Raw genomic sequence first — 12,322 nt, forward strand, 5'->3', positions numbered from 1 at the left:
ATAATCCATGAACGATAGTGTAGCAGGCAGCCATATTCACTTTGTATTGGATGCGGAAGATAAGGACATTCGTGCGGGTCGCATGACTGGCAGTGGCGGCAAAAGCCCACGAGGGGAGTCGTATGACTTTACCAATTATTATATGACTCGTAATGCTAAACCCTATATTCCTGTGGTAGGTGAATTTCATTTCTCCAGATTCGCTTACCTGCAGTGGGAGGAAGAATTACTGAAGATGAAGGCAGGCGGGGTGAACATCATCGCTTCTTATGTCTTCTGGAATTTTCACGAGGAGCAGGAAGGTGAGTTTAATTGGTCGGGAAATCTGAATTTGCGGCACTTTGTGGATCTGTGTGGCAAACATCAGCTGCCTCTGATCGTGCGGATTGGTCCATTCTGTCATGGAGAAGTTCGCAATGGAGGGATGCCGGATTGGTTATTCAGTTACCCATTTGAAGTCAGATCGAATGATGAAGGATACCTGTATTACGCCAAGCGACTATATCGCGAGATTGCCCGTCAGCTCAATGGCTGTTTTCACCAAGAGGGTGGGCCCGTTATAGCCGTACAGTTGGAAAATGAGTACATGCACGCTGGCGCACCCATGGATGCCTGGGGATATACACGTGAAAAGTATATTTCCTCCGGCCGGGACGGGCGAGAACATCTAAAGGTGCTTCGCCATATTGCCGAAGAAGTCGGCATGAAACCCATGTTCTATACAGCCACGGCTTGGGGGAATGCTGCGGTGCCTGAAGAAGGCACGTTGCCGATGCTTGCGGGGTATGCGTACACACCATGGATTCCGAATCAGCCTCCAAGCCGCGAATATTTATTCCGTGATCTGCACATAAATCCTGTTGAAGAAGTGGATTATGACAGTCTGGAGTATCCTGCGGCGTATTGTGAGCTTGCTGGCGGTATGCAGGTCAGTTATCACGCGCGGCCAGTTGTCGATGCGGACAGTGTTGAGGCAATGACCATTGTGAAGCTGGCAAACGGCAGTAATCTCGTCGGATATTATATGTATCATGGCGGTACCAATCCGATAGGGCAAAAATCTTATATGAATGAACAGGCATTGCCGAAAATGACGTATGACTATCAAGCCCCACTTGGGGAATTCGGACGTATTGGTGAATCGTATGACCGTATTCGTACCTTGTCCATGTTCCTGGAAGCATACGGTGAGCTGCTTGCGCCAATGGGAAGTGTTGTACCGGATGAACAGCATTCGATAATCCCTGAGAACATGATGGATCTGCGCTGGTCTGTTCGTCAACAAGCTGGTTCGGGATTTCTGTTCATGAATAATTATCAGGATCATGTGGCATTGCCTGATCGTGATATTCAATTGGAGCTGCATACCAGCAAAGGGATTGCTTTTTATCCAAGAGAAGGAACGATGCAGCTGAAATCCGGCATGGCAGCCATTCTTCCTTTCCATATGAATCTGAGTGGAATGAAGATCATTAGTGCTACTGTTCAGCCACTGACCCGATTTATGGTAAATCAGGAGCTTACGGCTGTCTTTTATGCTCATGAAGGTATGACGCCTGAGTATGTTATGGATGCATCATCCGTTACAAATGTGGATATGCCCAAAGGCACAGTATCTGAGCAGGGAAATGAAGTTGTGATCCACCCGATTGCCGGCAAGGACCATCATCTGAGAGTCACAACATCCGACGGTATGGTCATACGAATCATTACATTGACCCGTGATGAGGCATTGCATGCCTACCGCTTCCATGTGGGCGGAGAAGAAAGGCTTGTGATTAGCAGTAGTCATTTGTATGTACAGAATGAAATGCTCATATGCACATCTGTGGAGCAACCGGAGATGGAGGTATCCTTTTATCCGGCACCAGAACAGATTACCGCTTCTGAATATGTTGTGTCATCCCAGTCTAAGCAAGGAGTATTCGATACGTACACAATCCAAGTTTCGCCTTACAAACCTGCTGTAGAGGTTGATTATCCGAAAGAGCATGCAGCAACACTGAAATTGGACACAATATGGCCGGAACATGTCGATGACGTGTGGGTTGTGATTGATTATGAAGGTGACGTTGCAGCAGCACATATTCATCATCGGATGTTAACGGACCATATTCATTATGGGCATAGCTGGATGCTTGGTTTGAAGCAATCCCGTCATTTGCTGGCTGATCACGCGTTACGTCTGTCCATAACGCCAATTCGAAGAGGTACGACTGAGAGTTATGTGAATCAAGCTTATGTTGAGCGCTTTGAGGGTGTGGAGATCGGGAAGTTCAATCAGATTCGAGTGATACCTCAGTACCGGGTGGGGTTGGTGCTGGCGGGAGTTAGGGAGGACGCTTAGTCTAGATCAGGGATTAAACAACAGATAAACAAGACTTAAACAAGAGTTAACTGACGTTGATAATACAGAGGGTTCTTTCTCCGAGCGATTGTGAGGGGAGAGAGCCTTTTTATTTTGCTGTGTGATGTAAAAACAAATGATTCCTAATCATGGTAAAAACATCTTGACTGGTAAGCGTTTTCAATTTATTATAACTTCATAACCTTATCGATAAAGTATATTTAAGTTTTATAACATAAACAAATAAGGTTATTATTGGTTTTTTTAACTACTATAAAAACCTCTATTACCAACGATTTTAGTTAACTTATTGCCTAGAGCAGGGTTAATTGAAATAAATAAAAAATTACAGGAGGTTCCAAACGAATGGTTAATCTGAAAAAGTGTACAATCTTCACGGTTATTGCTGCTCTCATGTTCATGGTACTAGGGAGTGCAGCCCCCAAAGCATCTGCTGCCACAGGATTTTATGTAAGCGGTAACAAATTGTATGATTCCACAGGAAAGCCTTTTGTCATGAGAGGTGTTAATCACGGACATTCCTGGTTCAAAAATGATTTGAATACCGCTATCCCTGCCATCGCCAAAACAGGTGCCAATACGGTACGCATTGTTCTTTCAAATGGTAGCCTGTACACCAAAGATGATCTGAACGCTGTTAAAAATATTATTAATGTGGTTAACCAAAATAAAATGATAGCCGTACTCGAAGTCCATGACGCTACAGGAAAAGATGACTATAATTCGTTGGATGCGGCAGTGAACTACTGGATTAGCATTAAGGAAGCTTTGATTGGCAAAGAAGATCGGGTAATCGTCAACATCGCCAATGAATGGTATGGAACGTGGAATGGAAGTGCGTGGGCTGATGGTTACAAAAAAGCCATTCCCAAACTAAGAAATGCCGGAATCAAAAATACGCTGATTGTGGATGCAGCCGGATGGGGACAGTTCCCACAATCCATCGTGGATTATGGACAAAGTGTATTTGCAGCGGACTCACAGAAAAATACCGTGTTCTCCATTCATATGTATGAGTATGCGGGCAAAGATGCTGCAACCGTCAAAGCCAATATGGAGAATGTGCTGAACAAAGGCTTGGCGCTGATCATTGGTGAGTTCGGGGGATACCACACGAATGGTGATGTGGATGAGTATGCCATTATGAGATATGGTCAGGAAAAAGGGGTAGGCTGGCTTGCCTGGTCCTGGTACGGAAACAGTTCCGGTCTGAACTATCTGGACATGGCTACAGGTCCGAACGGAAGTTTGACGAGCTTCGGAAACACCGTAGTGAATGATACCTATGGTATTAAAAACACTTCCCAAAAAGCGGGGATTTTCTAATCCGCTGATGAAACAGGAACACTCTGACGTTCACGTCAGGGTGTTTTTTTAATAAAAGTGCTTAATCCATATTAGTTTTTGAATTTTTCCGTTTATATTTAAAATCTTTTGTTTTCAAAACAAAACAAAGATGATAAACTCGGATTAGGAATAAAACAAACATTATCGGAGGGAAACGAATGGTACAGAGTTTATGGAATGCATCGCAGGCATCTGAGAAAACAACAGGACTGGAGCAATTGGTTTACCGATCCAACCTGATTGGAACCGATCGCAGTGTATGTAACATTTTCGGTGGAAATACGTCTACCAAAACGACAGTGAAGGATTTTCGTGGTCGTGATGTAGAAGTAATGTATGTGAAAGGCAGCGGCTCTGATCTGGGTTCCATGGAAGCGAAGCATTTTACCGGACTTGGGCTGGAGGACATTCGACCATTAATTGAACGTGAATCCATGTCGGATGAAGAGATGGTTGAATATCTGGGACATTGCATGATTGATGCCAAGCACCCGCGTGCCTCCATCGAGACTCTTCTGCATGCGTTCCTTCCATATAAGCATGTGGATCATACGCACCCGGATGCGATTATCAGTCTGTGTTGTGCGCATAACGGTAAGGAATTGGCGAGAGAGATTTACGGTGATCGTTTTGTATGGGTACCATATGTACGTCCTGGGTTTACGTTATCTAAAATAATTGCTGAAAGCGTATTCTCGAATCCCAATGCGGAACTTGTACTGATGGAAAAACACGGGCTCGTGACTTGGGGAGAAACATCCGAAGAATGTTACGCTCAAACGATCAAGATTATCAATGAGGCGGAAGCATTCATCGAAGCACGGGTGGACGAAGGAAGCTTGTTCGGTGGTGTGAAGCACCCGGCACTAGCAGCAGATGTTCGTCGTCAGATCGTATCACGCGTGATGCCAACGATTCGTGGAGCAGTATCAGATAGCAAAAAAATGATTTTGTCCTTTGATGATCAGGAGGATGTGCTTGCTTTTGTGGGCGGATCGGATTCTCCGCAATTGTCTCAGGTGGGTGCGGCTTGCCCGGATCATCTGGTACATACCAAAGTGGTACCTCTGTTTATTGATTGGACGCCAGATGCGGATGACATTGAGGGCTTAAAAGCGAAACTGGTGGAAGGCGTGGCAGCCTACAAAGAGCAGTATCAGCAGTATTTTGAAAGCAACAAAAACGAAGGTGACGTCATGTTCGAAGCGGCTCCTCGCGTTATCCTGATTCCTGGTGTGGGCATGATCAACACAGGCAAGAGTTGGGCACTTTCGCAAGTAAGCGGTGCATTGTATCACAGAGCCATTGCCGTTATGCGTGGAGCCACTAGCCTGGGTCAATTCGTATCGCTCAGTGCAAACGAATCTTACAATGTGGAGTACTGGCCGCTGGAATTGTACAAATTATCTCTGGCTCCCGCAGAAACCGAATTCTCCCGCAAAGTGGCATTTATCACAGGTGGAGCTGGCGGTATCGGAAGTGAAACCGCACGTAGATTGGTATCTGAAGGCGCTCATGTCGTGCTTGCTGATCTCAACCTGGAGGGCGCACAGAAGGTAGCGCAAGAGATCAATGATCAATACGGCGCGAATCGTGCTTATGCGCTGAAAATGGACGTGACCGATGAAGAAGCCGTTCAATCTGCGTATGCAGATGTTGCGGTGCAGTATGGCGGAGTGGATATCATCGTGAACAATGCCGGACTGGCGACATCCAGCCCATTTGATGAAACGTCCCTGAAAGAATGGAACCTGAACATGAATGTACTGGGTACAGGTTATTTCCTTGTGGCTCGGGAAGCCTTCAAGCTGATGAAACAGCAGGGTATTGGGGGTAGCATGGTATTTATCGGGTCCAAAAACTCGGTGTATGCGGGTAAAAGTGCCTCTGCCTACAGCTCAGCGAAAGCACTGGAAGCGCACCTGGCACGTTGTATTGCAGCAGAAGGTGGGGAGTATGGCATTCGTGTCAATACGATTCTTCCAGACGCAATTCTACAAGGGTCAGCGATCTGGAACGGTTCTTGGAGAAACGAACGAGCAGCGGCATACGGTATCGAGCCGGATCAACTGGAAGAGTATTACCGCAAACGGACGACATTGCTCGTGAATATCTATCCAAGAGATATTGCGGAAGGGATCGCATTCTTTGCTTCTTCGAAATCCGAAAAAACAACCGGTTGCATGATGACCATTGATGGCGGTGTACCGGCAGCATTTACACGTTAATTAGGAGGGTTCTTGCGGATGGATAACCAAGTCAAGCAAGCGTATGAAGCAGCCAAGTCATTGTATGCCCAGCACGGAATTGATACGGACGAGGTGCTGAACAAACTCGCGGATATCAAAGTATCCGTACACTGTTGGCAAGGCGACGATGTTAAAGGCTTTCTGAACAAAGATGGAGAGTTAACAGGTGGTATTTCCGTGACAGGTCAGTATCCAGGGGCTGCGACCACGCCTGCAGAGCTTCGTAACGATCTGGAGCAAGCTTTTGCTCTGATTCCCGGCAAACATAAAGTCAATCTGCACGCAATCTACACGGATACAGACGAGCAGGTTGAACTGGATCAGATTGAGCCGAAGCATTATGAGAACTGGGTGAAATGGGCCAAAGAACAAGGACTCGGTCTGGACTTCAACCCAACATGTTTTTCCCATGAAAAATCGAGTGACGGGTTCACGCTCAGTCATCCAGACCCTGAGATTCGCAAGTTCTGGATTGATCACTGCAAGGCGTCTCGCCGGATTGGTGCATACTTCGGGGAACAGCTTGGTCAGACCTGTGTAACCAATGTATGGGTGCCGGACGGATTCAAGGATAATCCGGTGGATCGGCTGACACCACGCAAACGTCTTAAGGAATCACTGGATGAAGTATTCTGCGAACCACTTAACCCGGAGCACAACCTGGACGCGGTAGAGAGTAAGCTGTTTGGTCTGGGTTCGGAAGCGTATGTGGTGGGTTCTCATGAATTCTATATGGGTTACGGCTTGCAAAATGATACGTTAATCTGCCTGGATGCGGGTCATTTTCATCCTACAGAGGTTATCTCCAATAAACTGTCGTCCCTATCTTTGTTTACTAGCGGCATTCTGCTTCACGTAAGCCGCCCGATGCGCTGGGATAGTGACCATGTGGTAATTATGGACGATGAGTTGCTGGAAATTGCTCGTGAACTGGTTCGACATGATCTGCTTGCGACCACACATATTGGATTGGATTTCTTTGATGCAAGTATCAACCGTGTTGCTGCTTGGGTTGTGGGTACACGTAATACGGTCAAAGCCCTTCTGCGTGCGATGCTGGAACCGGTAGAGGCCTTGAAACAAGCTGAGTTGGACGGAGATTACACCCTGCGTCTCGCATTGACGGAAGAGTTCAAATCCTATCCGTTCGGCGCAATCTGGGACTACTATTGTGCTCAGCAAGGCGTTCCAGTTCGGGAAAAGTGGATCACCGATATCAAAACCTATGAACAAGACGTATTGCTACAGCGTGATAAATCATTGGTGTAACCGCATTTATTTTTGTATAAACCACTACGGAATGAAATTTCCGTGGTGGTTTTTTTGGCATAATCACGCTGAAATGCATAAGTGAGGCGATTGTTTCCATACTAGGAATATAGATCCGAATCGCATACGTATGTCACGCAGAGGAGGTTAATAGAGTTGAATCTTGCCCACAACAAACTGTATATCGCTGCACTTGGCGGCGTGAATGAAATAGGGAAGAATATGTATTTCATCCAGTACCATCAGGACATCATCGTGATTGACTGTGGTTCGAAGTTTCCGGATGAGACCTTGCCGGGGATTGACCTGATCATTCCGGATGTAGCGTATCTGCTGGAGAATCTGGATAAAGTAAGGGGTCTTGTGGTTACCCATGGACATGAAGATCACATCGGTGGCATTCCCTATTTGTTAAAACAAATGAACATCCCAGTGTATGCATCCAGGCTCACTCGTGGGCTGATAGAACTTAAACTGAAAGAGCATGGGCTGCTGCGCAAGGCGGACCTGCATACGATCGATGCTCATTCCAGCATTACACTGGGAGGGATCGAAGTTTCCTTTTTCGCGACCAGTCATAGTATTCCGGATTGTCTTGGAATCTTCTTTCAGACCCCAGTCGGCAATGTCGTGCACACGGGAGATTTCAAATTCGACATGTCACCTGTGCATGGACCTTTCCCAGATCTGCACCGCATGGCCGAAATTGGCAAACAAGGCGTTCATATCTTGCTCTCGGAGAGTACCAATGCAGAAAGACCCGGATTTACACCTTCCGAGCGTATTGTGGGAGACCACATTCTGGATGCCTTTATCCGTGCGAAACAAAAAGTATTCATCTCCACCTTTGCGTCGAATGTCAGCAGGGTACAGCAGATTGTGAATGCAGCATTCGAGACGGGGCGCAAACTGGCACTGTTGGGCAGAAGTATGGTGAATGTGGTATCGGTGGCCAGTGAATTGGGGTATTTGCAAGTTCCTGACGGATTGTTGATTGAAGCTATCGATTCGGATCAGTTTCCACCGGAACAAGTCGTTGTATTATGTACCGGTAGTCAGGGAGAAGCCATGGCAGCATTGTCACGTTTGGCATCCGGTAAACATCCTCACGTAAGAATTAACGCCGGGGACACGGTCATTATTGCTGCCGGAGCCATTCCGGGCAATGAACGAAATCTTGCACATGTAATTGATAACCTCTATGTTCTCGGAGCACGTGTGATATATGGTTCAAGTGGTGCAGCAGGAATGCATGTCTCAGGACACGGCAGTCAGGAAGAACTCAAATTGATGCTTACTCTGATGAAACCGGATTATCTGATTCCGATCCACGGTGAGTTTCGCATGTTGTATCAACACAGACTGCTTGCTGAATCCGTAGGTATAGAGCGTGATCATGTGTTTATCGTGAACAATGGGGATATGGTCCAGTACAAAGACGGAACTGCTTCTCTGGGTCCCAAAATTGCGTCGGGCAACAGCCTCGTAGACGGTCTGATCATGGGCGATGTCGGCAATATTGTACTGCGTGATCGCAGGCAACTGTCATCCGATGGCATGCTGGTCATTGTGACTACACTGAGCAAAACGGAGAAACAGATGGTCACGTCACCCGAAATTATCTCCAGAGGTTTTGTGTTCGTCAAAGACTCGGAAGAATTCATGCATGAGATTCATGAGCTGGTTCTGAACCGGATGGGTGAGTTGACCGGGGCTGGTGTGAATCAGTGGAATGTGATCAAAAGAAAGCTGAAAGACGAGATCGGTCACTACATTTACGCTCAAACCAAAAGAAGACCTATGATCTTGCCTATTATTATTGAAGTCTGAGGCCGTACGGAATAGGGAGCGTTCTTGTGTTAGTGACCTGTGCAAACGTGTATATGGAAGCTTAACAGCCTGAGGAATGTCGGATCATACTTCGGTATGAACGTCACATTGTCATCGGGCTTTTGCTTTTTCATCACGAATGTACACGGTGTGCTATAAATTGAGTTGAATCAAATTCCCCATGGGTTTGCGATTCGAAGTATAATAAAAGGTAAACTATATGAATTGAACTAAACATTCACACGAGAACGTAGAGGACAGAAAGAACCTGAAGAAGCGGAGCGTTCGCCTTTATCTCCGGATGTTCACCTTTGAAAAAGTAAATCAAAACATCTGGGGATAACAGCGATCGGAAGGTTGTTCTGTCATCGGAGTGGTAAGTGTGAATATTCTTGAGTTCAATTTATATAGCTAATAGAAATAAGAGGAGTCTTTATGAATAAAACGATTTCTGATATCGCTCAGATGGCAGGTGTGGCGAAGAGCACGGTCTCTCGCTTCCTGAATGGCGGATCTGTAAGTGAAGATACACGCCAGAAAATTGAGCGTATTATCAAACAATACAATTATGTTCCCAATACATTTGCACAGAGTCTGAAGGCTAAGAAGACCAGTATTATCGGTACGGTTGTGCCACGTCTTGATTCTTTTGCAACATCACAGACATTGATTGGAATTGATGAAGAACTGCGGAGTAATCAGTATCAGATGCTGATCGCGAATACGAGTCAGGACATGCAGCGCGAGATAGACGCCATCTATGATTTTGCAAGACAAAAGGTGTCGGGTATTATTCTACTAGCTGCTGAAGTAACTGAAGCACATCTGAAAGCAGTTGAGGATATAGGTATTCCGGTGTTACTGGTGGGGCAGCAGCATGAGCAACTACATAGTCTGGTTCACAATGATGATCAGGCCGGATATGAGATGGGCAAATATGTTGTAGGACAGGGTCACCGCAAGATTGTGTATATGGGGGTTAGCGAGAAGGATCAGGCAGTAGGTATCCATCGCAAACAGGGTTTTCAACGAGCAATCGCCGAGTGTGGTGAATGCGAAGTGAAGTATTATGAGACGAGCTTCAAGATGTCAGAAGCCATCGTTACCGCTGAGGCTATACTGAAAGAGATCACACCAACGATCATTGTAGGGGCTACGGATAATATCGCACTGGGTGTGATGAAGATTGCATTTTCCAATAAAATTCGCATACCGCAAGAATTATCTGTTACCGGGTTTGGCGGATATGATATTACGGAGATGATTCATCCCACGCTGACGACGGTGAAATATCATTATTTGCAGGCAGGCAAAGTAGCCGCAAATCATATTATTCGTCTGGTCAAAGGCGAGTCGGTGGAAGAACGAACAACACTTGATGTTGAACTAATTCCTCGAGAAAGCGTTGACAAATTATAAAAACATCCTTTATGATAATTCCATCGAACCGGTTCCACTGTAAATATCCAATGTGGATATGCGAACACGGGCAGGCAGTAATGCCATATGGAATTATTTTTTTTGTGTCTAACGGAACCGGTTCCTACATTTTAATTTTCGTATAAGTTATATAAGAAAAAACATTTACGGAGAGGGAAGAAAAAATTCGAAGAAACGTAGTGTTCGCCTTTATCACCGGATTTCACCCTTTAGAAAAGGGATCAGGAAATCTGGGGATAACAGCGATCGGAGGATTGTTCTGCCATCGTAGTCCCAGTGTGAAATTTCTTGGTCTAACTTATATAAGCAAGAATGGAGAACAGCTATGAAAATGACTAGAGAGCAACGCTACAGACGAATTGAGCAAGCGGAGCCTGGAGAGATTGCGAAGCTTGAAGCACGGATATCCGAATGTCCATGGAGACAGAGTTATCATATTCAGCCGATAACAGGTCTGCTTAATGATCCTAACGGCTTTGCATATTATCAAGGCTATTATCATCTGTTCTATCAGTGGTTTCCACTTGGAACAGAACACGGCATGAAATACTGGTATCATACCCGCTCGAAGAATCTGGTGAACTGGGAAAATGTCGGCATTGGAATCGAACCGGGTGATCCATATGACTCGCACGGAGCATATTCCGGAAGCGCGATTGAAAAAGACGGCAAGCTGCACTTGCTGTATACAGGCAATACGAGGGATGAGGCTTGGGTCAGACATCCGTATCAATGCTTGGCAGTCATGGATGAAAGCGGTTCAGTAAGAAAACTAAACCATCCGGTGATCTCTTCGGTTCCACAGGGATACACGGAACACTTCAGAGATCCCAAAGTGTGGCAAGAAGGAGACACGTATTATTGTGTAATCGGAGCGCAGCGAACAGATGAGACGGGATGTACGGTGCTGTATCGCTCAACAGATTTGAAAAACTGGGAGTTTCTTGGCGAAATTCGTACGCAGTTAACTTCCTTTGGTTATATGTGGGAGTGCCCCGATTATATGGAGATGGACGGGAAAGGTATGCTTGTCTTTTCCCCACAAGGCTTAGATGCCACGGGAGATCATTATCAGAATATTTATCAATCCGGTTATCTGATCGGTGACCCACTGAATCTAGAGACGAGAGAGTTCAATCATGGTGAATTTCAGGAACTGGATCGTGGATTTGACTTCTATGCTCCGCAGACGATGCAAGGCCCGGACGGAAGACGTATTCTGGTTGGATGGATGGGACTTCCCGATCTGGAATATCCGACAGATGATAGTGGTTGGGCTCATTGTCTGACCATTCCTCGGCAGTTGTCATTCCGAGACGGCAAGTTAATCCAACAACCTGTTGCAGAGATGGTGCAATTGCGCCTGCAAGAGGAAGGGACTCATATTCACGCAACGATTGACAATGAGAGCCGATCCTTCCCTGGTTTTGAGGGGATTGCCTATGAGCTGAAATGTGAGATAAGCCATGTAGATGCAGAGGTTGTAGGCATCGAATTCCGGGCAAATGGAACTGAAAAAACGGTTCTTCTGTATGACCGAATTCAGCAGAAAGTTGTCCTGGATCGGACGATGTCTGGTACTAAATTGGCAGAGAAGAACGGCGTTGTACGACGGTGCACGTTTACTGCGGACGTGATTAAGTTCCATCTGTTCGTAGATTCTTCTTCGGTCGAGATTTTTGTGAACGATGGGGAAGAGGTCTTTACCAGCCGAATTTTCCCAAGCCGGGACAGCGTGGACATTCGTTTCTTTGCGCACGGCGGCAAGGCTGATTTTGAAGCAACCCAATGGGATTATTAAGTATTACGTGAGAGGAAT

Annotated in this window: 7 protein-coding genes; all 7 read left to right on the forward strand. The window is 46.0% G+C overall.

What is annotated here, in order from left to right:
• Positions 1 to 7: 7 nt before the first annotated feature.
• Positions 8 to 2,347, forward strand: coding sequence for a beta-galactosidase (locus PAHA3_RS07435; RefSeq protein ID WP_062834149.1), 2,340 nt, complete (start codon positions 8 to 10; stop codon positions 2,345 to 2,347).
• 414 nt (positions 2,348 to 2,761) lie between these two features.
• Positions 2,762 to 3,694 carry a glycoside hydrolase family 5 protein gene (locus PAHA3_RS07440; protein WP_371327929.1) on the forward strand — a complete coding sequence of 311 codons (933 nt, stop codon included), beginning with the start codon at positions 2,762 to 2,764 and terminating at the stop codon, positions 3,692 to 3,694.
• Between the two features lie 179 nt (positions 3,695 to 3,873).
• Positions 3,874 to 5,943, forward strand: coding sequence for a bifunctional aldolase/short-chain dehydrogenase (locus PAHA3_RS07445; RefSeq protein ID WP_062834151.1), 2,070 nt, complete (start codon positions 3,874 to 3,876; stop codon positions 5,941 to 5,943).
• A gap of 18 nt (positions 5,944 to 5,961) precedes the next feature.
• Positions 5,962 to 7,233, forward strand: a complete 1,272-nt coding sequence (gene rhaA / locus PAHA3_RS07450; protein WP_062834152.1) for an L-rhamnose isomerase — start codon at positions 5,962 to 5,964, stop codon at positions 7,231 to 7,233.
• 156 nt (positions 7,234 to 7,389) lie between these two features.
• Positions 7,390 to 9,063, forward strand: a complete 1,674-nt coding sequence (locus PAHA3_RS07455) for a ribonuclease J (protein ID WP_062834153.1) — start codon at positions 7,390 to 7,392, stop codon at positions 9,061 to 9,063.
• A 435-nt stretch (positions 9,064 to 9,498) separates the two neighbouring features.
• Positions 9,499 to 10,482 (forward strand): LacI family DNA-binding transcriptional regulator, encoded by a 984-nt coding sequence (locus PAHA3_RS07460; RefSeq protein WP_062834154.1) that lies wholly within the window; start codon positions 9,499 to 9,501, stop codon positions 10,480 to 10,482.
• Between the two features lie 346 nt (positions 10,483 to 10,828).
• Positions 10,829 to 12,304, forward strand: coding sequence for a glycoside hydrolase family 32 protein (locus PAHA3_RS07465; protein ID WP_062834155.1), 1,476 nt, complete (start codon positions 10,829 to 10,831; stop codon positions 12,302 to 12,304).
• Positions 12,305 to 12,322: the final 18 nt, after the last annotated feature.

This window comes from Paenibacillus amylolyticus (assembly GCF_001570725.1).
Lineage (GTDB): Bacteria > Bacillota > Bacilli > Paenibacillales > Paenibacillaceae > Paenibacillus > Paenibacillus amylolyticus_A.

What these genes read in the sequence shown, in the direction of transcription:
- rhaA (WP_062834152.1), top strand. Translation starts at nt 5,962, where the DNA reads ATGGATAACCAAGTCAAGCAAGCGTATGAAGCAGCCAAGTCATTGTAT.
- PAHA3_RS07465 (WP_062834155.1), top strand. Translation starts at nt 10,829, where the DNA reads ATGAAAATGACTAGAGAGCAACGCTACAGACGAATTGAGCAAGCGGAG.
- PAHA3_RS07440 (WP_371327929.1), top strand. Translation starts at nt 2,762, where the DNA reads ATGTTCATGGTACTAGGGAGTGCAGCCCCCAAAGCATCTGCTGCCACA.
- PAHA3_RS07445 (WP_062834151.1), top strand. Translation starts at nt 3,874, where the DNA reads ATGGTACAGAGTTTATGGAATGCATCGCAGGCATCTGAGAAAACAACA.
- PAHA3_RS07435 (WP_062834149.1), top strand. Translation starts at nt 8, where the DNA reads ATGAACGATAGTGTAGCAGGCAGCCATATTCACTTTGTATTGGATGCG.
- PAHA3_RS07460 (WP_062834154.1), top strand. Translation starts at nt 9,499, where the DNA reads ATGAATAAAACGATTTCTGATATCGCTCAGATGGCAGGTGTGGCGAAG.